Here is a 25,846-nt window from a genome sequence, read left to right as displayed (position 1 = left end):
CGCGCCCCCCCCGGGTGGCCGCGCTGGGCGCGGCCGCCGTTCTCTCAGCCCTCTCGCTGAGTGCGTCTTCGGGTGGTGTGTCGTGGACGGCCCCGCCCCCTGTGGTCCGGGGCCGTCCGCTGTCGGTGGGGTTTGGTAAGAATGCTGCTGTGAGCAGCACGAACGATTCCGGTGAGCGGGCCGCGGGCGAGAGCCCCGGCGGTCCGCCGGAGCAGCTCGCGCTGATGCGGGAGATGGTGGCCGAGGCGAAGGCCAAGGCACCCAAGGCGAAACCGCGCACCTGGCGCGGCGCCGCGCTGGCCGAGGAGCTGCCGGTCGCGCGGATCCTCGTCAACAAGGGCGTGCTCCACCTCGACCAGCTCTGGGACTACGCCGTCCCCGAGGAGCTCTCCGCGGCCGCGCAGCCGGGCGTCCGCGTCCGGGTCCGCTTCGGCGCGGGCTCCCACCAGGTGCACGGCGGCCGCCGCGAGGGCGGCGGGCTCATCGACGGCTTCATCGTGGAGCGCCGCGCCGAGTCGGACTACGACGGCGCCCTCGCCGCCCTCGCGCACGTCGTCTCGCCCGAGGTGGTCCTCGGCCCGGGCATGCTGGCCCTCGCCCGGGCCGTCGCCGACCGGTACGCCGGCAGCCTGGCCGACGTACTCCAGCTGGCCCTGCCGCCGCGCAACGCCCGTGCCGAGGCCAAGCCCTCGCCCGAGCCGCTGCCCCCGCCCCCCGCGCCGGAGCCGGCCGGCTGGGAGCAGTACGGCGCGGGGCCGGCCTTCCTGCGGGCCCTCGCCGCCGGCGGCGCCCCGCGGGCCGTGTGGACGGCATTGCCCGGCCCCGGCTGGGCCGACGAGCTCGCCCGGGCCATGGCCGCGACCCTCGCCTCCGGCCGGGGCGCCCTCGCCGTACTGCCCGACGGACGCACCGCCGCCCGGGTGGACGCCGCCCTGACCGCCCTGCTCGGCGAGGGCCGCCACGCGCTGCTGACCGCCGAGTCCGGGCCCGAGAAGCGCTACCGCCAGTGGCTCGCCGTCCACCGGGGCTCGGTGCGCGCCGTCATCGGCACCCGCGCCGCGATGTTCGCGCCCGTACGGGACCTCGGGCTGGTGGCGATCTGGGACGACGGCGACTCCAGCCACAGCGACGACCACGCGCCCTTCCCGCACGTGCGGGAGGTGCTGGAGCTGCGCGCCGTCACCGACGGCTGCGGATTCCTGGCGGGCAGTACGAGCTGCACGGTCGAGGCCGCCCAGCTGGTGGAGTCCGGCTGGGCCCGGCCGCTGGTCGCCGACCGCGCGACGGTACGGGCCAGGGCGCCCCGGATCCGGACGGTCGGGGACGAGCTGCTGGCCCGGGACGGCGCGGCGCGGGCCGCGCGGCTGCCCAGCCTGGCGTGGGAGACCGTCCGCGAGGGGCTGCGGACCGGGCCCGTCCTGGTCCAGGTGCCGCGCCGGGGCTACGTGCCCCGGCTGGCCTGCGAGCGGTGCCGGACACCGGCCCGTTGCACCGCCTGCGCGGGGCCCCTGGAGGCCCCGGACGAGCGGGACCTGCGGTGCGGCTGGTGCGGGCGGGCGGAGCCGTCCTGGCACTGCGAGGAGTGCGGCTCGTTCCGGCTGCGGGCCCAGGTGGTGGGGGCGCGGCGGACCGCCGAGGAACTGGGGCGCGCCTTCCCGGCCGTGCCCGTTCGGACCTCGGGGCGCGACCACGTGCTGGACGAGGTACCGGACGGGCCCGCGCTCGTGGTGAGCACCCCGGGGGCCGAGCCGGTCGCCGCCGGCGCCGGGTACGCGGCCGCGCTGCTGCTGGACGGCTGGGCGATGCTGACCCGGCCCGACCTGCGGGCCGGCGAGGACGCGCTGCGGCGGTGGATCGGAGCCGCCTCGCTGGTGCGGGGCGACGGGCAGGTGGTCGTGGTCGCGGAGCCGACCCTGCGGCCCGTGCAGGCGCTGGTGCGGTGGGATCCGGTCGGCCACGCCGTACGGGAGCTCGCGGAACGGGCCGAGCTCGGCTTCCCGCCCGTGTCCCGGATGGCGGCGGTGGCGGGCCGGGGGGAGGCCGTGGAGGCCTTCCTGGCCGCTGCCGGGCTGCCGCCGGACGCGGAGGTCCTGGGCCCCGTCCCGCTGCCCGGCCGGCGCGGGGAGCCGTCCCCGGGGGAGCGGGCGCTGGTCCGGGTCCCCCCGGGTAGCGGAGCGGCCCTGGCGGCCGCCCTCAAGGCGGCGCAGGCGGCCCGGCTGGCGCGCGGGGTCCCGGCGGCGGAGGCGGTGCGGGTCCGCATCGACCCGCTGGACATCGGCTGACGCCGGCGGAGCGCCCGCCGGCCGCCGGTGGGGGCGGGGCGCGAAGGTACGGGGCACGCAGTACGGCGGCGCAGGGGTGCGGACGCGGGGCGCCCCCGGCGGGGCGACCGTGGGGGTCGTCCCGACGGGGGCGGGTCGGTGCGGCGCGGGCGGGGCGGTCCGGGGCCGTCGGGGGTCGGCGACCCGGCGGCGACGGGCGGATCAGCCGTTGCGCGGTCCGGGGAAGGCCGACGCGCGGGCGGCGGCGCCCGCCACGGCCTGGGATTCCTCGCGCACCGGCTGCGGGGGCACCGAGCGGGCGGCCGGGACGGTGGGGAGGGGGCCCAGGGTGCGGGTGGTCGTGCCCTCGGCCGGCGGCTCGGCGGACTCGGCGGCCTGCGCCCGGCGGGCACCGTAGCGCCGGTGCACGGCCTGCTTGGTGACGCCGAGCGCCGAACCGACGGCGTCCCACGAGAAACCGAGCGAGCGGTCGAAGTCCACCGCCGCGGTGACCAGCGTCTCGACGCTGTCCCGCAGCTCCTGCGCGAGGCGGACGGTGGGCGCCGGCGCCCGGCCGTAGACGACGAAGCCCGTGGAGGGGCCGGAGCGGCGGGGGCGGTACACGTTGCCGAGCTGGGCGGTGAGCGTACGCAGAGCATCCACCTGACGGCGAACCCGCTCGATGTCCCGCACCAGCAGGTGCAGGCTGGCCCGGGCTTGGGCGTCGTGGGTGGCGTGGTCGGCCATGAAGAAGCCTCTCGAACCGGTTCTGAAGGGCGGATCGGGCCGCAGGCACCGTTCAACGGGCGGCCCGTCTTGGTCAATCTCCTTTGACCAACGCGCCACCTGGCGCCCAGGTCACGCTGTGGGGGCGTGTCGGCATATGCGAGAGGCGCGTGTGTGTGCGTACGCCCCCTCGGTCCGCTGGTGGGCGCGGTGACAGGGTGCCCGTCGGCCAGGCTGGAGCGACTCTGTGCCCCCCGGCGCGCACGCCCCATAGACTGGTGCGCTGCTGACAGCCGAGATAGCGAGGTAGGACCCAGTGAAGCTCGTCTTCGCAGGCACCCCCGAGGTCGCCGTGCCCGCCCTGGACGCCCTCATCGCCTCCGGGCGGCACGAGGTCGCGGCCGTCGTCACCCGGCCCGACGCCCCGGCCGGCCGGGGCCGCCGGCTCGTCGCGAGCCCGGTCGCCGAGCGCGCCGAGGAGGCCGGGATCGAGGTCCTCAAGCCCACCCGGCCGCGCGACCCCGACTTCCAGGCCCGGCTGCGGGAGATCGACCCGGACTGCTGCCCGGTCGTCGCCTACGGGGCGCTGATCCCCAAGAGCGCCATCGAGATCCCCCGGCACGGCTGGGTGAACCTGCACTTCTCGCTCCTGCCCGCGTGGCGCGGGGCCGCGCCCGTCCAGCACTCGATCATGGCGGGCGACGAGGTCACCGGCGCCTCCACCTTCCGGATCGAGGAGGGCCTGGACTCCGGGCCCGTCTTCGGCATCCTGACCGAGGAGATCCGGCCCACCGACACCAGTGGCGACCTGCTCACCAGGCTCGCCTTCGCCGGCGCCGGCCTGCTGTCCGCCACCATGGACGGCATCGAGGACGGCACGCTGCGCGCCGTGGAGCAGCCCGTCGACGGGATCTCGCTGGCCCCCAAGATCACCGTGGAGGACGCCCGGATCGACTGGGCGGCCCCCGCGATGCGCGTCGACCGCGTGGTGCGCGGCTGCACTCCCGCCCCGGGCGCGTGGACGGTCTTCCGCGGCGAGCGGCTCAAGCTGATCTCGGTGGGGGCGGTGCCCGACCGCACCGAGCTGGAGCCCGGCACACTCGCCCCGGCCAAGAACAACGTGTACGTCGGGACCGGCTCGCACGCCGTGGAGCTGCTGTGGGTGCAGCCGCAGGGCAAGAAGCCGATGCGCGGCGCCGACTGGGCGCGCGGCGTGCGCATCGCTCCGGGCGAGCGGCTCGGCGGCACCGACGTAGGCTGACCGTACGGTCGGGCGCGCCGCACGCCGCGCCCACCGGCGGCCGTCCCACCCGCCGCCCGCGCACCTCAGCACTCGCACCTCTCAGCACTCGCGCCACCCTCAGCACTCGCACCACTCGTAACCCCGGAGCACCTTTCACGTGAGCGAACAGCCCCGTCAGCCCCGCCGCGGTCCCGCCGCGGCCGGTGGCGGCAAGAACCGCCCGGCCAAGCCCTACCGCCGGCCCCAGAAGGATCCCGTGCGGATGCTGGCCTTCGAGGTGCTGCGGGCGGTGGACGAGCGCGACGCCTACGCGAACCTCGTGCTGCCCCCGCTGCTGCGCAAGGCCCGCCAGGACGAGAGCTTCCAGGCGCGGGACGCGGCGCTGGCCACGGAGCTGGTCTACGGGACGCTCCGCCGCCAGGGCACCTACGACGCGGTCATCAAGGCGTGCGTCGACCGCCCGCTGCGGGAGGTGGACCCGCCGGTGCTGGACGTGCTCTCGCTCGGCGCGCACCAGCTGCTCGGTACCCGCATCCCCACGCACGCGGCCGTGTCGGCGACCGTCGAGCTGGCCCGGGTGGTGCTCGGCGACGGGCGCGCCAAGTTCGTCAACGCCGTGCTGCGCAAGATCGCCGCGCACGACCTGGAGGGCTGGCTGGAGCGGGTCGCGCCGCCGTACGAGGACGACGCCGAGGCGCACCTGTCGATCTACCACTCGCACCCGCGCTGGGTCGTCAGCGCGCTGTGGGATTCCCTGGGCGGAGGCCGGGCCGGGATCGAGGACCTGCTGGAGGCCGACAACGAGAGGCCCGAGGTCACCCTGGTCGCGCGCCCCGGCCGCGCGACGACGCAGGAGCTCCTGGAAGCGGTCGGCGAGGACTCGGCGCTGCCGGGGCGCTGGTCGCCGTACGCCGTCCGGATGGCCGAGGGCGGCGAGCCCGGAGCACTGGAGGCGGTCCGCGAGGGCCGCGCCGGAGTGCAGGACGAGGGCAGCCAGCTGGTGGCCATGGCCCTGGCGGCCGCGCCGGTCGAGGGCCGCGACGAGCGCTGGCTCGACGGCTGCGCCGGACCCGGCGGCAAGGCGGCGCTGCTCGCCGCGCTCGCGGCGCAGCGCGGGGCGTTCCTGCTGGCCTCCGAGAAGCAGCCGCACCGGGCGCGGCTCGTGGCGAAGGCGCTGGCCGGCAACCCGGGCCCGTACCAGGTCATCGCGGCGGACGGCACCCGGCCGCCGTGGCTGCCGGGCTCCTTCGACCGCGTGCTGGTGGACGTCCCGTGCACCGGCCTCGGCGCGCTGCGCCGCCGCCCGGAAGCGCGCTGGCGCCGCCGTCCCGAGGACCTGGAGGGCTTCGGGCCGCTCCAGCGGGGGCTGCTGCGGGAGGCGCTGGCGGCCGTGCGGGTGGGCGGGGTCGTGGGCTACGCCACCTGTTCCCCGCACCTGGCGGAGACCCGCGTCGTGGTGGAGGACGTGCTCAAGGGCCGCGGCGCCGGCGCCGAGCCGGTCGCCGCCGAGCTGATCGACGCCCGGCCGTACCTGGGCGGCGTACCGGGCCTCGGCGACGGCCCCGACGTGCAGCTGTGGCCGCACCTGCACGGGACGGACGCGATGTACCTGGCGCTGCTGCGCCGCACGGCCTGACCGCCCCCGGCTCCCGCGCCCGCGCGGGAGCCGTGCGCGGGGCCGGGCGCGGACCCGCTCCGGTCGCGGACGGGCGGGCCGCCCCCGCGGATGTCCGAGCGCCGCTGTGAGTGCGGCCAGTTACGGGGTCGTGGCCGGAACCGGCCGGGGGCATGGCAGTCTTGGGTGCATGGCCGCTCAGATTTACCCCAGCATCCTGTCCGCCGACTTCGCCCGTCTCGCCGAGGAGGCGAAGGCCGTCGAGGGGGCCGACTGGCTGCACGTGGACGTGATGGACAACCACTTCGTCCCGAACCTCACCCTCGGCATGCCGATCGTGGAGTCGCTGAGCCGGGCCACGGACATTCCGCTGGACCTCCACCTGATGATCGAGGACCCGGACCGCTGGGCCCCGCAGTACGTGGAGGCCGGCGCCGGCTCCGTCACCTTCCACGCCGAGGCGGCGGCCGCGCCCGTGCGACTCGCGCGCGAGATCCGGGCCAAGGGCGCCCGCGCGTCGATGGCGCTCAAGCCCGCCACCCCGATCGAGCAGTACGAGGACATCCTCCCCGAGCTCGACATGGTGCTGATCATGACGGTCGAGCCGGGCTTCGGCGGCCAGCCCTTCCTCGACATCATGCTGCCCAAGATCCGCCGCACCCGCGAGCTGATCGCCAAGCACGGACTGGAGCTCTGGCTGCAGGTCGACGGCGGGGTCTCGGCCTCGACCATCGAGCGCTGCGCCGAGGCCGGCGCGGACGTCTTCGTGGCGGGCAGCGCCGTCTACGGAGCGGTCGAGCCGGCCGCCGCCGTACGCGCCCTGCGGGAACGGGCGGGCGCGGCGATCGCCGCCGCGCCGTGGGCCTGCGACCACTGAGCCGAGCGTTGGCGGACGGCTCGGTGAACGGGAGCTGTCCAGGCTGATCAACGGCCGCCGGATCTGACAGGATGAACGGCGAGTCGAGAGTGTGAACAGCAGTGAGGAGAACGCGGTGTCTGCAATGTCGGCGGGACGGTCAGCCCTGCGGATGGGACCCGCGGAGCTCGTGCAGGCGGCTGCCATGGCGCGCCGCTTCTACCTGGAGGGCAAGTCCAAGATCCAGATCGCCGAGGAGTTCGGCGTGAGCCGCTTCAAGGTGGCCCGGGTGTTGGAGACCGCTCTCGAACGCGACCTCGTACGTATCGAGATCCGGGTGCCCGCCGAGCTGGACGCGGAGCGCTCGGACGCGCTCCGGGCCCGGTACGGCCTGCGGCACGCGGTCGTCGTGGAGTCGCCCGCCGACGCCACCGAGGACGCCCCGGACCCGGAGAACCTCGGCGCCGTCGCCGCCGACCTGCTGGGCGAGCTGGTCAACGAGGGCGACGTACTGGGCCTGGCGTGGGGGCGCTCGACCATCCACATGGCGGCCTCCCTGCACCGGCTGCCGCCGTGCACCGTCGTGCAGCTGACCGGCGTGTACGACGCGGGGACCGCCGAGCGCGGCTCCGTGGAGGCCGTGCGGCGGGCCGCCCAGGTCTCCGGCGGGGACGCGCACCCCATCTACGCCCCGATGCTGCTGCCGGACCCGGCGACCGCGGCCGCGCTGCGCGGCCAGACCGGGATCGCGCGCGCTTTCGAGTACTTCGACAAGGTGACCGTCGCCGCCGTGTCCATCGGCTCGTGGGAGCCGGGCATCTCGACCGTCCACGACATGCTGACGGACGAGGAGCGGGCCCACTACGCCTCGCTCGGCGTCGCGGCCGAGATGTCCGCCCACCTGTTCGACTCCGAGGGGCGGCGGGTCGGCCGGGACCTCGGTGAGCGGTGCATCACGGTCGAGGCCGACCGGCTGCGCCGGATCCCCGAGGTCGTGGCGATCGCGGGCGGGCTGCGCAAGGCCTCGGCGATCGGGGCGGTGCTGCGGTCGGGCCTGGTCACCAGCCTGGTCACGGACACGGCGGTGGCCGACTACCTGCTCACCGAGTCGGCGCCGGGCCTGCGGCCCGCCCTGGACCGGGCCGACCCGGACGACTGACGGCCCCCGGACGGGGCCGGCGGAGGGGCCCGGAGCGCCGCTCACGCGGATGGTGCCGGAATTGAGATCCGAACGGCGGACCGCGGGGAGGCCCGCTGGGCGCATACTGGTTCCAATGACAAAGTCCGCAGTACCTCGCCGCCATCTGCCGTCCAGCCCGTTCAAGGCCCCCGTGGAACCGCCGCTCCGGCAGTTCAGCGTCGGCGACCGGGTTTCTCACGACGAGCACGGTCTGGGCCGTGTCGTCGGGATTGAGGAGGGAATCGCTGTTCTCGTCGACTTCGGGTCGGTCCAGAAACGAATCCTGAGCCCGTACACCAAGCTGGCCGCTCTCTGACGGCCATCTGACGATTCGCGAGCGAATCGGATATTTGGCACGATCGGTGCATGATCTTTCGGAACGTGCCCCGATCGTTGCTGTATGTGCTGGGGGCTCTGTTCCTGTGTGTCGCGCTGGTCGGTGCGGCGGGATGCGGCGGGGGGACCCCCGCGCCTTCCGCCGCCAGTACCGCCGCCGGCTCCGGTGACCCGCCGGGTGCCCCGCCGAGCCGCGGGCACAGCGCCGCGCCCAGCGCCGCCCCCGGGTGGGCGAGGGGGCTGGCCACCGTACGGGCCGAGGCGCTGCCTCCCCAGGCCCGGGACGTGCTCGCGCTCATCGACGCGGGCGGACCGTACCCGTACCGGCAGGACGGGACGGTCTTCGGGAACTTCGAGAAGGTCCTGCCCCCGCAGAAGCGCGGCTACTACCGCGAGTTCACCGTGCGCACGCCGGGGGAGCGGGACCGCGGGGCCCGGCGCATCGTGACCGGCCGGGGCGGGGAGTTCTTCTACACGGACGACCACTACGAGACCTTCAAGGCGGTCCTGCGATGACCCTGGAACCGCAGCCGCTCGCCCCCGCGCTCGACGCCGCCGAGAAGGCGGGCTGGACGACCGTGCGGCTGGACCTCGACGGCGTACGCGGCAAGGCAGAGCTGATGCGGGCGTGCGGGGACGCGCTGCGACTCCCGGAGTGGTTCGGCGGGAACTGGGACGCGCTGGCGGACGCGCTGCGGGACCTCTCGTGGCTGCCGGACGGGGGGCGGCTGGTCGCCGTGACCTCGTGGCGGGAGTTCGCCCGGGCGCGGCCCGGGGAGTGGGGGACGCTCGTCGAGATCCTGGAGGAGGCCGTCGACTTCTGGGCGGCCGCGCCGGACACCGCGCCGGACGCCGCGCCGCCGCTGGCGGTCGTACTGGCCGGCGCCGCGGGGCGCGGGCCCCGACGGCACGGCAGCGGGGTCCCGTAGGAAGCGACCAGGCGGCCCGGTATGTCCTGGACGATCGGCCGGGGCGGTGTGAACGCCCGCTCGTGGGAGAATGAAGTACGTGCGTTTCCTCGGCTGCCCTGTCAGCCATTCAGAAGGATCCTTCGATCGACTGGGATGTTCAGCACGTGCGTTTCCTCAATGACCTGAAGCCGCCGTACGACCTCACGTACGACGATGTGTTCATGGTGCCGAGCCGCTCAGCGGTCGGTTCCCGCCAGGCTGTGGACCTCTCCTCGCCCGACGGCACCGGCACCACCATTCCGCTCGTCGTGGCGAACATGACCGCCATCGCGGGCCGCCGGATGGCCGAGACGGTCGCCCGTCGCGGCGGGATCGTCGTCATTCCGCAGGACATCCCGATCGAGATCGTCACCGACGTGATCTCCTGGGTGAAGACCCGCCACCTCGTGCTCGACACCCCGATCACGCTGGCGCCCACCCAGACCGTCGCCGACGCCCTCTCCCTGCTGCCCAAGCGCGCCCACGGCGCCGGGGTGGTCGTCGACGGCGAGAACCGACCGGTCGGCGTCGTCACCGACCACGACCTCGCCGGCGTGGACCGCTTCACCCAGCTCTCCGAGGTCATGTCGAAGGAGCTGCTGCTCATCGACGCCGACATGGACCCCCGCGACGCCTTCAACCACCTCGACGCCGGCCACCGCAAGCTGGCCCCGGCCGTCGACAAGGACGGCAGGCTCGTCGGCATCCTCACCCGCAAGGGCGCGCTGCGCGCGACCCTGTACACCCCGGCCACCGACGCCGACGGCAAGCTGCGCATCGCGGCCGCCGTCGGCATCAACGGCGACTTCGCGGCCAAGGCCAAGCAGCTGCTCGACGCGGGCGTGGACACGCTCGTCATCGACACGGCGCACGGCCACCAGGAGTCGATGATCAACGCGATCAAGGCCGTCCGCGCGCTGGACCCGCAGGTCCCGATCGTGGCGGGCAACATCGTCGCCGCCGAGGGGGTCAAGGACCTCATCGAGGCCGGCGCGGACATCATCAAGGTCGGCGTGGGCCCCGGTGCCATGTGCACCACCCGCATGATGACCGGAGTGGGCCGCCCGCAGTTCTCCGCGGTCCTGGAGTGCGCGGCCGAGGCGAAGAAGTACGGCAAGCACGTGTGGGCCGACGGCGGCGTCCGCCACCCGCGCGACGTGGCCATGGCCCTCGCGGCCGGTGCGTCGAACGTGATGATCGGCTCCTGGTTCGCCGGTACCTACGAGTCCCCGGGCGACCTCCAGCAGTCGGCCGAGGGCCGCCTGTACAAGGAGTCCTTCGGGATGGCCTCGGCCCGCGCGGTACGCAACCGCACCTCCGAGGAGTCCGCCTACGACCGCGCCCGCAAGGGGCTGTTCGAAGAGGGCATCTCCACCTCGCGGATGTTCCTCGACCCGGCCCGCCCGGGCGTCGAGGACCTCATCGACTCCATCATCGCGGGCGTCAGGTCCTCCTGCACCTACGCCGGCGCGGGCTCCCTCGCGGAGTTCGAGGAGAAGTCCGTGGTGGGCATCCAGTCCGCCGCCGGCTACGCCGAGGGCAAGCCGCTGCACGCCAGCTGGAGCTAGGCCCCCTCGGATCCCGCCCTCCTTCCCGTGGCCCCGGCCCGCCCCCTCCGGGGGGCGTTCCCGGGGCCGCGGGCGTTCCCGGGGCCGCGCCCCGGACGCCGGGGGCGGCCCCGTCAGCGCCGGGGCCGGCGGTCGCCGGGTGTCGAACTGTGGACGCCCGCCCGGTACTTGGGGATGCGGACGGTGACCTTCATGCCCGCCCCGACCGCCGTCTCGATCACCGGCCCGTACGCGTCCCCGTACACCTGCCGGATCCGCTCGTCGACGTTGGGCAGCCCGATGCCCGAGGACGAGCCGGCCCGGTCCCCGGCCAGGATGCGGCGCAGCAGCGCCGGATCCATCCCGACGCCGTTGTCCTCCACGGTGATCACCGCCTCCGACCCGGCGTCGCGCGCGGTGATGGTGATCCGGCACTCCGCGGTGGAGTCCTCCAGCCCGTGCTTGACCGCGTTCTCCACCAGCGGCTGGAGGCACAGGAACGGCAGGGCCACCGGCAGCACCTCCGGCGCCACCCGCAGGGTCACCTTCAACCGGTCCCCGAACCGGGCCCCGGCCAACGCCAGGTACTGCTCGATCGAGCGCAACTCGTCGGCGAGGGTGGTGAAGTCGCCGTGCCGCCGGAAGGAGTACCGGGTGAAGTCCGCGAACTCCAGCAGCAGGTCCCTGGCCCGCTCCGGATCGGTCCGGACGAACGAGGCGATCGCGGCGAGGGAGTTGAAGATGAAGTGCGGGGAGATCTGCGCCCGCAGCGCCTTGATCTCCGCTTCCATCAACCGGGTCCGCGAGCGGTCCAGCTCGGACAGCTCCAACTGCACGGACACCCACCGCGCGACCTCCGTCGCGGCCCGCACCAGCACCGCCGACTCCCGCGACCCGTACGCCACGAGCGCGCCCAGCATCCCGTCCTCACCGGTGAGCGGCGCCACCACCGCCCACTTCAGCGGGCAGTCCGGCCGCTCGCACTCCGTCCGCGCGCTCTGACTGCGCCCCGAGTCCAGCATCAGGGCCACCCGGGCCATCGCCCGCCGCTCGTGGTGGTCGGCCCCCGGCCCGTCCCAGGCCAGGACCGCCTCCCGGTCGGTGAGGCACAGCGCCTCCGTGCCCAGCAGCGACCGCAACCGCCGGGCGGCCTTGCGGGCGGCGTCCTCGGTCAGCCCGGCGCGCAGCGGGGGAGCGGCCAGCGAGGCCGTGTGCAGGGTGTGGAAGGTGGCCCGTTCCACCGGTGTGCCGAGGTCCAGCCCGGCCGCCCGCTCGCCGCGCCGGGCGTGCCACCGGCCCGCCGCCCACCCCGCGGCCGGCAGCAGGACCGCGCCCGCCGCCACCAGTACGGCCTCCAGGCCCTGCGGCGGGGCGCTCACCGCGCACCCCCGGCCCGCTCGCGCGACACGCTCTCCGGCAGGTGCAGGCGCGCCAGGATCGCGGCCGTCCCCTCCGGGATCCGGCCGCGGGTCCCCAGCGACACCAGCACCATGGTCAGGAACCCGAGCGGCACCGACCACGCGGCCGGCCACGCCAGCAGCGTGTGCGTCCAGCCCCCCGGGGGCAGCCCGGCCCGCGTCACCAGCGCCGCGCCCAGCGCCGCCCCGCCGCCCGCGACCAGCCCGGCCACCGCGCCCGGCGGGGTCAGCCCGCGCCACCAGATGCCCAGCACCAGCAGCGGGCAGAACGACGAGGCCGACACCGCGAACGCCAGCCCCACCGCGTCCGCCACCGGCACGTCCCGGGCCGCCACGCTCCCGGCCAGCGGCACCGCGATCGCCAGCAGCACCGCCGGGCGGAAGCTGCGCAGCCCGCGCGTCGGCAGCACGTCCTGGTGCAGTACCCCCGCCACCGCCATCGTCAGTCCGGAGGCCGTCGACAGGAACGCGGCGAAGGCGCCCCCGGCCAGCAGCGCGCCCAGCAGGTCCCCGAGCAGCCCGCCCAGCATCCGCTCGGGCAGGACCAGCACCGCCGCGTCCGCGTCACCGGTGAGGGCCAGCTCGGGGGCGTAGATCCGGCCCAGCGCCCCGTACACCGGCGGCAGCAGGTAGAAGGCGCCGACCAGGCCGAGCACCACCAGCGTGGTGCGGCGCGCGGCCCGCCCGTCCGGGCTGGTGTAGAAGCGCACCGCGACGTGCGGGAGGCCCATCGTGCCGAGGAAGGTGGCCAGGATCAGCCCGTACGTCGCGTACAGCCGGTGCTCCGGCCGGTCCCCGGACAACGGCTCGGACCAGCCGGCCGCGCCCGGACCGGCCTCGGCCCTGCTGTGCGGGACGGGCGTGCCCGGAGCGAACTCCAGCCGCGTGCGGGCCCCGACGGAGTGCTCCCCGGCGGCGAGGGCCAGCGGCGCCGACACGTGGGCGCGTCCGTCCACCTGGCCGGTGACCGTCACGGTCAGCGGGGTGTCCAGGGACATCCGCACGTCCTCGGCGAGCGTCACCGAGGTGTGCTCGCGGAAGACGGCCGGTGCGTCGAAGCGGGCCCGCGGCGCGCCGTCCCCCGTCCAGGCCGCGACCAGGAAGAAGGCGGGCACCAGCAGGGCGGTGAGCTTCAACCAGTACTGGAACGCCTGCACGAAGGTGATGCTGCGCATCCCGCCGGCGGCGACGGCCGCGCCGACCACGGACGCGACGACGACCCCGCCCACCCAGCGCGGGGCCCCGGTCAGGATCTCCAGCGTCAGGCCCGCGCCCTGCAGTTGGGGCAGCAGGTACAGCCAGCCCACTCCGACCACGAACAGCACCGCGATCCGGCGCACCGCCTGCGACTGGAGCCGGGCCTCGGCGAAGTCGGGCAGCGTGTACGCGCCCGAGCGGCGCAGCGGGGCCGCCACCAGGACGAGCAGCACCAGGTAGCCGGCGGTGTAGCCCACCGGGTACCAGAGCATCTCGGGCCCCTGGAGCAGCACCAGCCCCGCCACCCCGAGGAAGGAGGCGGCGGAGAGGTACTCGCCGCTCACGGCCGCCGCGTTCAGCCGGGGCCCCACGGTGCGTGAGGCCACGTAGAAGTCGGAGGTGGTCCGGGATATGCGCAGGCCCAGCCCGCCCACCAGGACCGTGGCCAGGACGACGACGGTGACCGCGGTCAGCGCGTACGTCTGGTTCACCGGGCGGTCCTTCGGCAGGGGAGGCTGCCCGGAGTCTATGCACGCCCCCGAGCGGGCGACAGGGGGTGCTCGGCCCCGTACCGGGGCCGTGGCCGGGCGGCCGTCCGCCCGTGCGGACCGGGCCCGCCGGGCGGCCGCGGGGCGCGGGCGGGGCGGGTCAGAGCGCCGGGTCGCGGTGGTCGGCGCAGTCGCGCAGGGCGATCTCCAGCTCCACGTACGACTCCTCGGCGCGCCGGAAGGCCAGCGTCAGCGCCGCCTCCGCGCGCGGCGGCACCTGCTCGCGCACGTCCTCGCGGGCCTCGTAGAGGATGTCCGCCCAGCGGGCGGCCGCGCTGCGCAGCCGCGCCAGCATCTCCTCGGCCTCGGCGGGGCCGGCGGGCCGGTCGCGGGGCAGTCCGGTCAGGGCGTCGAGCAGTGCCTGGATCTCGGACATCTCGCTCCTCCCGCGCGGGAAGATCAACGATACGCGCGGGCGGGGACCGCTCCGGACCGTTCACCCCGCCGGTGCGGCCGACGGGCCCGGCGGATCGCCGTACGCCACGCCCCGCGCGACGAACGGCATCCGCTCACGCCGGACGGTCGGGCGGCGGATCGTGCGCGCAGGATGCGCGTGCGCGCCCGGGGCCCCGGGGGAGCGGCCGTGGAAGAGGCCGCGGGCCAACCCGGGACGCGGGCCGCGGATGCGCGCCGGGGTCAGCCCGTGGCCTGCCGCATCAGGAGGTCGCGCAGGTCGCGCGCGTGCCGGCGGCTCACCTGCAGTTCCGCGCTGCCCACCCGGACACTGGTGGTGCCCGCGTCCAGCCGGAGCTCGTCGATGCGGGCCAGCGCCACCAGGTGGCGGCGATGGATGCGGACGAAGCCGCGCGCGGCCCAGCGCTCCTCCAGGGTGGACAGGGGGATGCGCACGAGATGGCTGCCGTCGTCGGTGTGCAGCCGGGCGTAGTCGCCCTGGGCCTCGACGTAGGCGATGTCGGCGATCGCCACGAAGCGGACGACCCCGCCGAGTTCGACGGCGATCTGGTCCGGTCCGCGCTCGGCGGCGGCGGTCTCGGCGGTCGTGCGCGGCGCCTGCCGCGGCGCGGGCCGGGCGGCCCCGGGGCCGGGCGCGGCGGGGGTGTGCGGGGCGAGGGTGTACGGGGCGGGGGTGTACGGGGCCCCGCCGCCGGGCGGCGGTTCCGCGGCCCGGCCGAGCTGGGCGCAGGCCCGCCGGACCGCCTCGGCCAGCCGCTCGGGGCGGACGGGCTTGAGGACGTAGTCCACGGCCTTGAGGTCGAAGGCCTGTACGGCGAAGCCCTCGTGGGCGGTGACGAACACGATCAGCGGCGGCTGTGCGAACCCGGCCAGCAGCCGGGCGATGTCCAGCCCGGTCAGCCCGGCCATGTGGATGTCGAGGAAGACCACGTCGATGCCGTCCGCCCCGTCCGGGCCGGTCTCCAGCGCCCGCGTGATCCGGCGCAGCGCTTCGGTGGCGTCCGAGGCGCCCTCCGCGCTGCGCACGCGGGGGTCGGAGCGCAGGAGGTAGAGGAGTTCCTCCAGGAGCGGCTTCTCGTCGTCGACGGCCAGTACGCGCAGCATGTGGCGAGTTTAGTGCCGTGGACCCAGGGACCGGCCGGGTGGTGCGGAACGGGCCCGGCGGTACGGAACGGGCCCGGCGGTGCCGCCAACGGACCGGCGCACGGCCCCCGTGGGGGAGGTCGGGGGCCGCGCGGTCCGGAGGTGGGGGGCGGCCGGGACCGCCGCCGTCGGCGGCGGGGGTCCCGGCCGGGGGAGGAGGGCTACGCGGCGGTGATGAGCTTGCCGTCGGGCGCGACGGCGTACCAGGTGCCGCCGACGCCCTGCCCGTTGGTGTCGCCGGGATTCTTGTCGCCCGTGAAGGTGTAGACCGGCCAGCAGTCGACGGTCTGCTGCTTCGTGCCGTCGGGGCGGTCCAGGACGAGGTAGTTCCGCTCGGTGACGCCCTTGGTGTTCGCCTTGTCCACCGGCGCCACCGCGGGCCACTTGGCCAGGCAGTCGCCCGTGCACTTGGAGACCATCGGCCAGGCGGTGTCGGGCTTGAAGCGGTAGACGGTCATGCCCTTCCCGTCGACGATGTGCGCGCCGAGCTTCGGGTCCTGGACCACCGACAGGCCCGGCCGCGCCTCCTGCGCGGCGCCCGGGGTGTCCGGGGTGTCCGCGGCGCCCGCGCCGCCGGAGGCGCCGGCCGCCGGCTTCGCGGCCTTCTTGCCGTCGGGAGCGAAGGCGAACCACACGCCGCCGACGCCCTGCCCGTTGACGTCGCCCGCCCGGGTGTCCTTGGCGAAGCGGTACGCGGGCCAGCCCGCCACGGTCAGCTGCTTGCTTCCGTCGCTGCGGACCACCTCGCCCAGCAGCGCCGGGTCCATCCCGGCGGCGGCGGTCGCGTCGCCCGCCGCGACCACCGGCCAGGTCTTGGCGCAGTCCCCGTCGCAGTTCGACTTGGACGGGTCGGCCGTGTCCTTGTCGAAGCGGTACAGGGTCAGGCCCGCGCTGTCGGTGACGACGGGGCCCAGCTTCTCGTCGGCGGTGACCGCCAACCGGCCGGCGGACGCCGCTCCCGCGCCGTCCGCTCCCGCGCCGTCCACAGCCGCGCCGTCCGCCGCCGGAGCGCCGTAGCCGTCCTGGGCGGAGGCGGCGCCGGCCGGCTGGGCCGTGCCGGCGGCCTTGTCACCGGTCGGTCCGCAGGCGGTGGCCGCGAGGACGACGGCGACCGCGGCCGCGGCAAGGGTGGTCCCGCGCTTCATGCCCATCTTGATCTCTCCCACTGTGCTGTCTGTCGGGTCCGCCGCCTCGGCGCCGGCAACTGTGCTCAGGACACGCGGCGGTGGGAGGGACCTGTTCAGCCCGGCGGCTGTGGGCTGTCTCACTCACCGCGCGTCGAACCCGGCCCGCCTGAGGGCCGTGGCCACAGCGAGGCCGAGTACCCGGTGCCCGGTGTCGTTCGGGTGCAGCCCGTCCGCCAGGTGCTCGGGTCCGAGCAGGTCGAGCCCCGGGAGGACGGCCAGCCGGTCGTCGCCGGCCGCGATCCGGTCCCGGGCGGCACGCTCCATCGCGTCCCGCAGGGCGCCCAGGGTGGCGCCGAGCCGGTTCGGGGTGCGCTCGGCGTCGGGCCGCAGGACGGGGGAGACCAGCAGCAGCGGGGTGTGCGGGTGCCCCTGGCGCACCAGGTCCAGGAAGGCGCGCGTGGTCTCGTACAGCAGGGGCGCGGAGAAGGGCACCCGGGACCAGCAGTTGGTGCCGAAGGCGAGGGTGAGGACGTCGGCGGGCAGGCCCGCGAGCTGCTCCGCGGTGGCCAGCTCCCCGCGCGCGGCGCCCGCGTAGCCGAGGTTGACCGCGTCCCAGCCCAGAGCCCGTCCGGCGACCGACGGCCAGCCGTGGGCGGGGCGGGTGGACCACCATCCCTCGGTGATGGAGTCGCCGTGCACCACCCAGCGCGGGGCGGGCGGCGCGGGGGTGAGGGGCCCGCCGATGCCGCGCAGCCCCAGGATGACCGGGGCCTGGTTCTCGGGCGGGTGGACGGTGAAGGGGCCGCTTCCGCCGCGAAGCCCGATCCGCACCACCGCCTCCGGCGACGGCTCGGTGAACACCTCGCCGACCACCCCGTGCCGGTCCCACAGGGCGAACCCGTGCGCGAGGTCGCGCAGGGCGTCGGTGGGCCCGGGCACCGTCGCCCGGTAGCGGATCTCCACCGTGTGCGCCGTCCCGGCGGTGAACTCCAGCCGGACGCCGATCGGCAGGCCGGCCCGCTCCCCGGTGTCCCAGGGCAGCCGCATGGTGTCCGCGGGATCGGCGCGCACCGGGCGCCCCTGGTCCAGCCAGGCCACTCCCCGAAGGAAGGGTGCGGGGTCCTGCCACCGCTCGTCCGGGCCACGGCTCACTCTTTCGCCTCCGCTCGTCGGCTACGGGAACGCCTCGCCGCCCCGTCCTCCACCCTCCGCGTCTGCCCCGCGGAACCCGGGGGGAGCGGAGGGAGGCCGAGGAGTGCGAAACCGCACCGTGCGACACATCTGACGAGGTGTCAAGAACGGGTCGAAAGGGCCCCTGCGCAGCGATCGATCATCCGTACGCAACAAAGGACCATCCGGGACAGATCCGCGCAACGATCGTGCGCCAATGTGCAAGGATGGTGCATTACGGGCGGTATCCCTCAGCTCGTAGGCTCACTCGCTGTACGTGGAGTGGTGCGACTGCCTGCTCGGCGGTCCCCCCATGCTCAGGCCCCTCCCCCTTTCGGGCCCTGTCCTGCTCCGGACCGTCGCGGTCGATGCCTCGTCCCCGGCCTCCCCGATCCGCAGTGACAAGGAGTTTCCTCGTGCTCGACCACGGCCAGGCGCCACCGCTCGCTCCCGAGTCCCGCAAGCCCGCCCACCCGCTGCTGCGCCGCAAGCCGGTCGAGCAGCTGGTCGCCGAGGGCGGTCAGGGTGAGGGCGGCGCCCTCAAGCGCTCGCTCACCATGTGGCAGCTGACCATGCTCAGCATCGGAGCGACCCTGGGCACCGGCATCTTCGTCGTGCTCGGCGAGGCGACCCCGATCGCGGGCCCGGCCGTCTGGATAGCCTTCATCGTCGCCGGCCTGACCGCGCTGTTCTCGGCGCTGTCCTACGCCGAGCTGGCGGGCTCCATCCCGGTCTCGGGCTCCTCCTACTCCTACGCCTACGCCACGATGGGCGAGCTCGTCGCCTGGATCTGCGGCTGGTGCCTGGTGCTGGAGTACGGCGTCTCGGTCGCGGCCGTCGCCGTCGGCTGGGGCCAGTACCTCAACGAGCTGCTCGACGGCACCCTCGGCTTCACCATCCCCGAGGGCTTCTCCGCCCCGCTGGGCGAGGGCGGCTACATCAACATGCCGGCCCTGGTCGTCGTCCTGCTGTGCATGGTCTTCCTGATGCGCGGCGCCAAGGAGAGCGCCCGGATCAACTCGATCATGGTCGGCATCAAGATCGTCACGCTGGTGCTCTTCTGCGTCATCGGCTTCATGGGCATCAAGGCCGGCAACTACACCCCGCTGGCCCCGCTCGGCGTGACCGCGATCAGCACCGCCGCCGCCATGCTCTTCTTCTCGTACATCGGCTTCGACGCGGCCTCCACCGCAGGTGAGGAAGCCAAGAACCCGAAGAAGGACCTGCCCCGCGCGATCATGCTCTCGCTGCTGATCGTCACCGCCCTCTACTGCCTGGTCGCGCTGGTCGCCGTCGGCGCGATGCCGTGGCAGGACTTCGAGGGCAGCGAGGCCGCTCTGGCGCAGATCATGGAGAACGTCACCGGGCACTCCTTCTGGAGCGTCGTCCTCGCCGCCGGCGCGGTCGTCGCCATCGCCAGCGTCGTCTTCGCCGTGCTCTACGGACAGACCCGCATCCTCTTCGCCATGTCCCGCGACGGACTGATGCCGAAGGCCTTCGCGAAGGTCGACCCGAAGACCGGCACGCCGAAGGTCAACACGGTCATCGTCTGCCTCTTCTGCGGCCTCCTGGCCGCCTTCATCCCGCTCGGCGAGCTGGCCAACGCCACCAGCATCGGCACGCTCTTCGCCTTCGGGCTGGTCAACGTGGCCGTTGTCATCCTGCGCTTCACCCGCCCCGACATGAACCGCACCTTCAAGGTCGCGCTCTTCCCGGTCACCCCGATCCTGGGCTTCCTGTTCTGCGCGTACCTGATGACGGAGCTGCCCCTGGCGACGTGGATCGTCTTCGGTGGCTGGATGGCGGTCGGGCTCGTGATCTACTTCTTCTACGGCATGCGCCGCTCCAGCCTGGCCACTGTGGCCGTCGTGGCCGCCTCGGCCGCGGAGGCCGCTGAATAGAAGTGATTCACCCCCCGTGCGACTGAACGATCTCGACGAACGCATCGTGCACGCCCTCGCCGAGGACGCCCGCCGCTCCTACGCGGACATCGGCTCCGAGGTCGGGCTCTCCGCCCCCGCAGTGAAGCGGCGGGTCGACCGGCTGCGCGCCGAGGGCGCCATCACCGGCTTCACCGTCCGGGTCGACCCCGCCGCGATGGGCTGGGAGACCGAGGGCTTCATCGAGATCTACTGCCGCCACAACACCTCGCCGGACGACATCCGGCGGGGACTGGAGCGCTACCCCGAGGTGGTGTCCGCGTCGACCGTCACCGGCGACGCGGACGCCCTCGTCCAGATCTTCGCCTCCGACATGCGCCATTTCGAGCGGGTGCTGGAGCGGATCGCGGGGGAGCCCTTCGTGGAACGCACCAAGTCCGTCCTAGTGCTCTCCCCGCTGCTGCGCCGCTTCACCTCGGGCGCACCGGCCTGACCGTCCCGGGCGGTGGCCCGGAGGGCGGCCGGCCGCGGTACGGGGCCGCCGCGGGGGGAGATCCCGGGGTCAGGCGCTCGCGCGGGCGCCGGTGGCCAGCGGGGACAGCAGGGCGCGGCGCTCCTCCTCGGTGGTGCCGCCCCAGACGCCGAACGGCTCCCGGGTGCGCAGTGCGTGCTCCAGGCAGGCCGTGCGCACCGGGCAGGCGGCGCAGACCCGCTTCGCGGCGGCGTCCCGCTCCTCCCGGTCCCCGCCCCGCTCGCCGACGGGGTGGAAGAACCGGCCGGAACCCAGGTCCCGGCAGGCCGCGCGGGACTGCCACTGCCAGAACTCGTGCGTGGCACCGGGCAGGCGTGCGACATCGTTCATCGCGGTCTCCTCTCTAGGGTTTACCCCCGTGTGACCGCTGACCGTTGCCTGAAACCCGCGCGGCGGCGCCGGCCGGCCGCGCCGGCGGGGTCGGCGGGGTCCGTGCCGGCGGGGCCCGGCGCCGTGCGGGCGGGGTCAGCCGGCCGCCGGCGGGGTGCGCAGGCCGAGGAAGAGCGGGCGGCGGCGCAGCGTGAACCCCATCGCCGCGTACAGCCGGAGCGCCCCGGTGTTGTCCGCCGCCGCGTGCAGGAACGGGCTGTCCCCGCGCTCGCGCACCGCCGCCGCGACCGCGCCGACCAGCCGTGCGGCCAGCCCCCGGCCCCGGTACTCCGGGTGCGTGCACACCGCGCTGATCTCCGACCAGCCCGTCGGCCGCATCCGCTCACCCGCCATCGCCACCAGCCGGCCCCCGTGGCGTACGCCGAGGTACGTGCCCAGTTCGACCGTCCGGTCCAGGAACGGCCCCGGCCGGGTCAGCCCGACCAGCTCCAGCATCTGCGGTACGTCGGCCGCTCCCAGCAGCACCGCCTCCGGCGCCGCCTCGGCCCGTACCGCCCGGCCGTCCAGCTGTACGCCCGGGATGGTCAGCACGGTCTCCCACCCCGGCGGGGGAGTCAGCAGCCCCGTGACGAAGACCCCCTCCCCGGGCCCGGCCAGCGCGGCCAGATCCGCCCAGGCGCGGGGATCCGCCGGGTCGGCGAGCGCCGCGAAAGGGGTCGTGTCGGCGCGGTAGCGGGCGGCCAGGCCGGCGGGACCGTACTCGGCGACACCGCGGTGCGGGCCCGTGAGCGCCGCCCACACGGGGTTGTCGAGCACCTCGGCGTCGGGATCGGGGCCGGTCTCGGCGGTGCGGCCGGTCTCGGGGTGGGGGCCGGTCTCGGCGGTGCGGCCGGTCTCGGGGCCGGTTCCGGAGCCGATGCCCGCGGCCGCGCCGGTCGGGAGGGCCATGTGCGGGGCTCCTTCGGTCGGTGCGACGGCGCCGTCGCCGGCGACCGCGTCCTTGACGGTCCCGGGCGCCGCCGCGAGACTGCGGGGTACCGTCGGCGGGACGGCGTCCCCCAGGGGAAGCGTAACGACCGCCGGGCGGGCCGCGGAGGACGGGACGAGGGGCGGGCGAGGGTGCACACGGCCACGACGTCGGACGCGAGGGCGCACAGCCTCCGCCGCTGGTGGCTGACCCGGCGCCTGCACATCGACCTGCTGCGGGTGTGCAGCGCATACGGCGCGCGCGGCTGAACCTCCGCCGCTCCCTGCCCCCGCCCCTCCGCCACCGCCCTGGAGAGTCATGTCGCGCTCCGTCCTGCCCCGCACCGGTCCCGCCCCCGCCCCGCGCGGCCGCATCGGCACCGGCTTCTCCCCGGTCCCGCACCGCTACCGCCTCTACCTCCGCTCCGGCTGTCCCCGCTCGGACGCGGTCCGCGGCGCCCTGGCCCTCCTGGGGCTGGAGGGCTCCGTCGCCACCACCGTCCTCGGCGAGGCCCCCGACGCCCTCGACACCCCCGGGTACGCGGCCCTGCGCCGGGCCTACGAGGCCGCCGGGCACCACTTCGAGGGGACGCTGACGGTCCCCGCCCTCTGCGACACGTGGAGCGGCCGGATCGTCACCCACCACACCCCCGACATCCTCGAAGACCTCCGCGTCCTGGGCGCGGACCCGGCCTTCCGCGCGGGCCCGTAGGAGACCGGCCGCAAGGGGCGCGCACGGCTCTCGGCGGGGCACCGCCGAGAGCCTCCCGCAGCCCGCGGAGGAGGCCGCCGGGGACTCACCGGGGGGCAGCGCAACGAATCGCCGCCCCGGCCGCGCAACACGCAACGAATCGATGCGCCGAGCGCAACGGTCACGGCTTGTCGGGGTCGAACGCGCGAACGTACCGTCTAAGGACCCCACCCCTCCTGCCCCAGAGGTACGCCCATGCCCCCGCTGCGCACCGCCCTCCTCCAGAGCTCCGGACGGCTCGGCGACACCGCCGAGAACCTCAAGGCGCTCGACGAGGCCGCTGCGCGCGCCGCACACAGCGGGGCCGGGCTGCTCGTGACCTCCGAGATGTTCCTCACCGGATACGCCCTGCCGGTCGAGGACATCGCCGCGCTCGCCGAGACGGCCGACGGCGCCAGCGCCCGCGCCATCGGCGAGATCGCCCGGCGCCACGGCGTCGCCGTCCTGTACGGCTACCCGGAGCGCGCAGGGGACGTCGTCCACAACTCGGCCCAGCTGATCGGCCCCGACGGGACGGCGCGCGCGAACTACCGCAAGACCCACCTCTTCGGCTGCTTCGAGCAGGAGGCCTTCACCCCCGGCGACACCCCCGTCGTCCAGGCGGACCTCGGCGGCCTCCGCATCGGCATCATGATCTGCTACGACGTGGAGTTCCCCGAGAACGTACGGGCCCACGCCCTCGCCGGCACCGACCTCCTGCTGGTGCCGACCGCGCAGATGCACCCGTTCCAGTTCGTCGCCGAGCAGGTCGTCCCCGTACGGGCCTTCGAGAACCAGATGTACATCGCGTACGTCAACCGCACCGGCCCGGAAGGCGAGTTCGAGTTCGTCGGACTCAGCTGCCTGGCGAGCCCCGACGGGGCCACCCGCACCCGGGCCGGGCGCGGCGAGGAGCTGGTGTTCGGCGAGGCCGACCCCGAGCTGCTGTCCGCCTCCCGCGAGAACAACCCCTACCTCCGCGACCGGCGCCCCGGGCTCTACGCCTCCCTCGTCTAACCCCCTCCCCCCGCTCTTCACCAGCTCAGCCGCAAGGAGACGTACCCCCATGACGTCCACGGTGCCCACCACCGCCGTCCCGCACAGCGACGGACAGCCGCCGATCACCATGTTCGGCCCGGACTTCCCGTACGCGTACGACGACTTCCTCGCCCACCCGGCCGGCCTGGGCCAGATACCGGCCACCGAGCACGGCACCGAGGTCGCGGTCATCGGCGGCGGGCTGTCCGGCATCATCTCCGCGTACGAGCTGATGAAGATGGGCCTCAAGCCCGTCGTCTACGAGGCCGACCAGATCGGCGGCCGGCTGCGCACCGTCGGCTTCGAGGGCGCCGGCACCGAGGAGCTGACCGCGGAGATGGGCGCCATGCGCTTCCCGCCCTCCTCCACGGCCCTGCAGCACTACATCGACCTCGTCGGCCTGGTCACCGAGCCCTTCCCGAACCCGCTGTCCGAGGCGACCCCCTCGACCGTCGTGGACCTCAAGGGCGAGTCGCACTACGCCGAGACCATCGCCGACCTCCCGCAGGTCTACCGCGACGTCGCCGAGGCGTGGAACGCCTGCCTCGACGAGGGCGCCGACTTCTCCGACATGAACACCGCGATGCGCGAGCGGGACGTCCCGCGCATCCGGGAGATCTGGGCCAAGCTCGTCGAGAAGCTCGACGACGAGACCTTCTACGGCTTCCTCTGCAAGTCCGAGGCCTTCCAGTCCTTCCGCAAGCGGGAGATCTTCGGCCAGGTCGGCTTCGGCACGGGCGGCTGGGACACCGACTTCCCGAACTCCATCCTGGAGATCCTGCGCGTCGTCTACACCGAGGCCGACGACCACCACCGCGGCATCGTGGGCGGCTCGCAGCAGCTCCCGCTGCGCCTGTGGGAGCGCGAGCCCGGGAAGATCATCCACTGGGCACAGGGCACCTCGCTCTCCTCCCTGCACGACGGGACCCCGCGTCCGGCGGTCACCCGGCTGCACCGCACCGCCGGCAACCGGATCACGGTCACCGACGCGAACGGCGACATCCGCACGTACCGCGCCGCGATCTTCACGGCCCAGTCCTGGATGCTGCTCTCGAAGATCGAGTGCGACGACACCCTCTTCCCGATCGACCACTGGACGGCGATCGAGCGCACCCACTACATGGAGTCGAGCAAGCTGTTCGTCCCGGTCGACCGGCCGTTCTGGCTGGACAAGGCCGTCGACGACGCGGGCAACCCGACGGGCCGCGACGTCATGTCGATGACCCTGACGGACCGCATGACCCGCGGCACGTACCTGCTGGACAACGGCCCGGACAAGCCCGCCGTCATCTGCCTCTCGTACACCTGGTGCGACGACAGCCTGAAGTGGCTGCCGCTGTCCGCGAACGAGCGGATGGAGGTCATGCTGAAGTCCCTCGGCGAGATCTACCCGAAGGTCGACATCCGCCGCCACATCATCGGCAACCCGGTAACCGTGTCCTGGGAGAACGAGCCCTACTTCATGGGCGCGTTCAAGGCCAACCTGCCGGGGCACTACCGCTACCAGCGCCGCCTGTTCACCCACTTCATGCAGGACCGCCTCCCCGAGGACAAGCGCGGCATCTTCCTCGCGGGCGACGACATCTCCTGGACGGCCGGCTGGGCCGAGGGCGCCGTCCAGACCGCCCTCAACGCGGTCTGGGGCGTCATGCACCACCTCGGCGGCTCCACGGACGCCACCAACCCCGGCCCGGGCGACCGCTACGACGACATCGCCCCGGTGGAACTCCCCGAGGACTGACCCCTCGGGCCCCCAGAACCACGGGCCGTCCCCGCGCGAGCAGCGCGGGGCCGGCCCGTTCCCATACCCCGCCGCCGCCCTCCGTCGACGCGAAACGGAAGAAGCCCTGCCGGAGCATCCGGCAGGGCTTCTTCCGCGGACGGAGACCCGTCAGCCTTCCATGAGGTACGCCTTGTCCCAGTCGTCTGCGATAAGCGCGGTCATCGACGGAAGGAACCCGTGGCCGACCCCGATGCCGCCGAAGAAGACGTCGCCGTCATACGACAGCAGGACGGTGGTGTCGCCGAAAGCCGGCCCGACGGGCTTCGCGGTACCCGTCGCAGATCGTCTCGACGTCAAGGTCCCCGTACTCCACGGCCGTCGCCCGGGGAAGGGCTTCCACCACCTCATCCAGGTTCGGACGCTCGATCGGCCGGCCGCCTCCGACGCCCCGCACGGATTCCCCGGGGATCACGGTTCGGCCCTCATCCACGTGCGGGCGGTCGGCCCGCTGTGACCTCCCCCTCCATGGTGTACTCGATCAGCAGGTCCTGCGCCGGAACAAAAAACCAGAGCTCCGCCGCGACTTCCAGAATTCTGGCCAGGTTGCGCCGGGCCGCGGTTGCCGGAAGTATGATCGAAGGGATGCCCAGACTTCCCCAGAGGATAACGCATTCGGGATCTCCGGCGCTTTCCCCGGGAATTACTTCGAGCAGTACATCGAGAGCCTCGGCGTCATCGTCCACGAGCTCCTGTCGGATGATTTCCGCACCGCTCCAGTCGATCGCCATCTGGGATGCGAGTGGAAACCTGCTGATGCTCGCCGCAGCGTACGCCGCGTCTTCCGCATCGGTCAGCGTCCGAATCCACGCCCGCTCTGCCGACGGCAAGTCCGCGAGCATGCTGTCGAGTGGACGCT

25 protein-coding genes are annotated in these 25,846 nt (G+C 74.4%); 14 read left to right on the top strand and 11 right to left on the bottom strand.

Annotated elements, in window-relative coordinates; genetic code table 11:
* Nucleotides 1–224: 224 nt before the first annotated feature.
* Nucleotides 225–2,282, top strand: coding sequence for a primosomal protein N' (locus tag ACFWUQ_RS20500; RefSeq protein ID WP_384539803.1), 2,058 nt, complete (start codon nucleotides 225–227; stop codon nucleotides 2,280–2,282).
* Nucleotides 2,283–2,483: 201 nt separating this feature from the next.
* Here ACFWUQ_RS20500 and ACFWUQ_RS20495 read toward each other — a convergent pair whose 3' ends face one another.
* Nucleotides 2,484–3,008 (bottom strand): hypothetical protein, encoded by a 525-nt coding sequence (locus ACFWUQ_RS20495; RefSeq protein WP_384539789.1) that lies wholly within the window; start codon nucleotides 3,006–3,008, stop codon nucleotides 2,484–2,486.
* A 295-nt stretch (nucleotides 3,009–3,303) separates the two neighbouring features.
* On the opposite strand from ACFWUQ_RS20495, the gene fmt reads away from it, so the two are divergent.
* The 8 genes from fmt to ACFWUQ_RS20455 all read left to right on the top strand — a co-directional run bounded on the left by fmt (nucleotide 3,304) and on the right by ACFWUQ_RS20455 (nucleotide 10,735).
* Entirely contained in the window at nucleotides 3,304–4,248 is a 945-nt protein-coding gene (gene fmt / locus ACFWUQ_RS20490; protein ID WP_384539787.1) for a methionyl-tRNA formyltransferase, read from the top strand.
* A 139-nt stretch (nucleotides 4,249–4,387) separates the two neighbouring features.
* Complete coding sequence (locus tag ACFWUQ_RS20485; protein ID WP_384539784.1) at nucleotides 4,388–5,866, top strand: RsmB/NOP family class I SAM-dependent RNA methyltransferase; 1,479 nt, start codon at nucleotides 4,388–4,390, stop codon at nucleotides 5,864–5,866.
* Between the two features lie 169 nt (nucleotides 5,867–6,035).
* Nucleotides 6,036–6,722, top strand: coding sequence for a ribulose-phosphate 3-epimerase (rpe, locus tag ACFWUQ_RS20480; RefSeq protein ID WP_384539781.1), 687 nt, complete (start codon nucleotides 6,036–6,038; stop codon nucleotides 6,720–6,722).
* 91 nt (nucleotides 6,723–6,813) lie between these two features.
* Nucleotides 6,814–7,860, top strand: a complete 1,047-nt coding sequence (locus ACFWUQ_RS20475; RefSeq protein WP_384539779.1) for a sugar-binding transcriptional regulator — start codon at nucleotides 6,814–6,816, stop codon at nucleotides 7,858–7,860.
* Between the two features lie 115 nt (nucleotides 7,861–7,975).
* The gene (locus tag ACFWUQ_RS20470) at nucleotides 7,976–8,197 is read left to right on the top strand and encodes a CarD family transcriptional regulator (RefSeq protein ID WP_384539777.1); all 222 of its coding nucleotides are present in this window, start codon (nucleotides 7,976–7,978) and stop codon (nucleotides 8,195–8,197) included.
* A 50-nt stretch (nucleotides 8,198–8,247) separates the two neighbouring features.
* A complete protein-coding gene (locus ACFWUQ_RS20465) occupies nucleotides 8,248–8,733 on the top strand; it encodes a ribonuclease domain-containing protein (RefSeq protein ID WP_384539774.1) in 486 nt (161 codons plus the stop codon).
* Nucleotides 8,730–9,146, top strand: coding sequence for a barstar family protein (locus ACFWUQ_RS20460; RefSeq protein WP_384539771.1), 417 nt, complete (start codon nucleotides 8,730–8,732; stop codon nucleotides 9,144–9,146). Before ACFWUQ_RS20465 ends, ACFWUQ_RS20460 begins: the two co-directional genes overlap by 4 nt.
* Before the next feature lie 125 nt (nucleotides 9,147–9,271).
* Complete coding sequence (locus tag ACFWUQ_RS20455) at nucleotides 9,272–10,735, top strand: GuaB1 family IMP dehydrogenase-related protein (protein ID WP_384539801.1); 1,464 nt, start codon at nucleotides 9,272–9,274, stop codon at nucleotides 10,733–10,735.
* Nucleotides 10,736–10,848: 113 nt separating this feature from the next.
* Here ACFWUQ_RS20455 and ACFWUQ_RS20450 read toward each other — a convergent pair whose 3' ends face one another.
* The 6 genes from ACFWUQ_RS20450 to ACFWUQ_RS20425 all read right to left on the bottom strand — a co-directional run bounded on the left by ACFWUQ_RS20450 (nucleotide 10,849) and on the right by ACFWUQ_RS20425 (nucleotide 17,713).
* Nucleotides 10,849–12,072, bottom strand: coding sequence for a sensor histidine kinase (locus ACFWUQ_RS20450; RefSeq protein ID WP_384539798.1), 1,224 nt, complete (start codon nucleotides 12,070–12,072; stop codon nucleotides 10,849–10,851).
* 17 nt (nucleotides 12,073–12,089) lie between these two features.
* Complete coding sequence (locus ACFWUQ_RS20445; RefSeq protein WP_384539768.1) at nucleotides 12,090–13,820, bottom strand: cation acetate symporter; 1,731 nt, start codon at nucleotides 13,818–13,820, stop codon at nucleotides 12,090–12,092.
* Between the two features lie 157 nt (nucleotides 13,821–13,977).
* Complete coding sequence (locus tag ACFWUQ_RS20440) at nucleotides 13,978–14,253, bottom strand: hypothetical protein (RefSeq protein WP_384539767.1); 276 nt, start codon at nucleotides 14,251–14,253, stop codon at nucleotides 13,978–13,980.
* Nucleotides 14,254–14,513: 260 nt separating this feature from the next.
* Entirely contained in the window at nucleotides 14,514–15,395 is an 882-nt protein-coding gene (locus ACFWUQ_RS20435; RefSeq protein ID WP_384539764.1) for a LytTR family transcriptional regulator DNA-binding domain-containing protein, read from the bottom strand.
* Between the two features lie 200 nt (nucleotides 15,396–15,595).
* Nucleotides 15,596–16,585 carry an SCO0930 family lipoprotein gene (locus tag ACFWUQ_RS20430; RefSeq protein WP_384539795.1) on the bottom strand — a complete coding sequence of 330 codons (990 nt, stop codon included), beginning with the start codon at nucleotides 16,583–16,585 and terminating at the stop codon, nucleotides 15,596–15,598.
* A 117-nt stretch (nucleotides 16,586–16,702) separates the two neighbouring features.
* Nucleotides 16,703–17,713 carry a GDSL-type esterase/lipase family protein gene (locus ACFWUQ_RS20425; RefSeq protein ID WP_384539762.1) on the bottom strand — a complete coding sequence of 337 codons (1,011 nt, stop codon included), beginning with the start codon at nucleotides 17,711–17,713 and terminating at the stop codon, nucleotides 16,703–16,705.
* 434 nt (nucleotides 17,714–18,147) lie between these two features.
* Here ACFWUQ_RS20425 and ACFWUQ_RS20420 point away from each other — a divergent pair, with 434 nt between their 5' ends.
* Nucleotides 18,148–19,632 (top strand): amino acid permease, encoded by a 1,485-nt coding sequence (locus ACFWUQ_RS20420; protein ID WP_384539759.1) that lies wholly within the window; start codon nucleotides 18,148–18,150, stop codon nucleotides 19,630–19,632.
* 16 nt (nucleotides 19,633–19,648) lie between these two features.
* A complete protein-coding gene (locus ACFWUQ_RS20415) occupies nucleotides 19,649–20,104 on the top strand; it encodes an Lrp/AsnC family transcriptional regulator (RefSeq protein WP_030027017.1) in 456 nt (151 codons plus the stop codon).
* A 69-nt stretch (nucleotides 20,105–20,173) separates the two neighbouring features.
* On the opposite strand, the gene ACFWUQ_RS20410 is transcribed toward ACFWUQ_RS20415, so the two are convergent.
* Together ACFWUQ_RS20410 and ACFWUQ_RS20405 are read right to left on the bottom strand one after the other, a co-directional pair.
* Nucleotides 20,174–20,473 carry a WhiB family transcriptional regulator gene (locus tag ACFWUQ_RS20410; protein ID WP_384539756.1) on the bottom strand — a complete coding sequence of 100 codons (300 nt, stop codon included), beginning with the start codon at nucleotides 20,471–20,473 and terminating at the stop codon, nucleotides 20,174–20,176.
* A 135-nt stretch (nucleotides 20,474–20,608) separates the two neighbouring features.
* Nucleotides 20,609–21,421: a GNAT family N-acetyltransferase gene (locus ACFWUQ_RS20405; protein ID WP_384539754.1), complete on the bottom strand. Its 813-nt coding sequence runs from the start codon at nucleotides 21,419–21,421 to the stop codon at nucleotides 20,609–20,611.
* Between the two features lie 337 nt (nucleotides 21,422–21,758).
* Here ACFWUQ_RS20405 and ACFWUQ_RS20400 point away from each other — a divergent pair, with 337 nt between their 5' ends.
* The 3 genes from ACFWUQ_RS20400 (at nucleotide 21,759) to ACFWUQ_RS20390 (ending at nucleotide 24,948) form a co-directional block, all read left to right on the top strand.
* Nucleotides 21,759–22,151 carry a hypothetical protein gene (locus tag ACFWUQ_RS20400; RefSeq protein WP_384539752.1) on the top strand — a complete coding sequence of 131 codons (393 nt, stop codon included), beginning with the start codon at nucleotides 21,759–21,761 and terminating at the stop codon, nucleotides 22,149–22,151.
* 234 nt (nucleotides 22,152–22,385) lie between these two features.
* Nucleotides 22,386–23,186 (top strand): carbon-nitrogen hydrolase family protein, encoded by an 801-nt coding sequence (locus ACFWUQ_RS20395; RefSeq protein WP_384539749.1) that lies wholly within the window; start codon nucleotides 22,386–22,388, stop codon nucleotides 23,184–23,186.
* Between the two features lie 49 nt (nucleotides 23,187–23,235).
* The gene (locus ACFWUQ_RS20390; protein WP_384539746.1) at nucleotides 23,236–24,948 is read left to right on the top strand and encodes a flavin monoamine oxidase family protein; all 1,713 of its coding nucleotides are present in this window, start codon (nucleotides 23,236–23,238) and stop codon (nucleotides 24,946–24,948) included.
* A gap of 150 nt (nucleotides 24,949–25,098) precedes the next feature.
* On the opposite strand, the gene ACFWUQ_RS20385 is transcribed toward ACFWUQ_RS20390, so the two are convergent.
* Both ACFWUQ_RS20385 and ACFWUQ_RS20380 read right to left on the bottom strand, forming a co-directional pair.
* Nucleotides 25,099–25,287 carry a hypothetical protein gene (locus ACFWUQ_RS20385; RefSeq protein WP_384539745.1) on the bottom strand — a complete coding sequence of 63 codons (189 nt, stop codon included), beginning with the start codon at nucleotides 25,285–25,287 and terminating at the stop codon, nucleotides 25,099–25,101.
* A gap of 125 nt (nucleotides 25,288–25,412) precedes the next feature.
* Nucleotides 25,413–25,829, bottom strand: a complete 417-nt coding sequence (locus tag ACFWUQ_RS20380) for a hypothetical protein (protein ID WP_384539743.1) — start codon at nucleotides 25,827–25,829, stop codon at nucleotides 25,413–25,415.
* Nucleotides 25,830–25,846 lie beyond the last annotated feature (17 nt).

Source organism: Streptomyces sp. NPDC058662, from assembly GCF_042716255.1.
GTDB lineage: Bacteria > Actinomycetota > Actinomycetes > Streptomycetales > Streptomycetaceae > Streptomyces.
The sequence above is the reverse complement of the archived record's forward strand: the minus strand, read 5'-3'. Positions and strand labels throughout refer to the sequence as shown.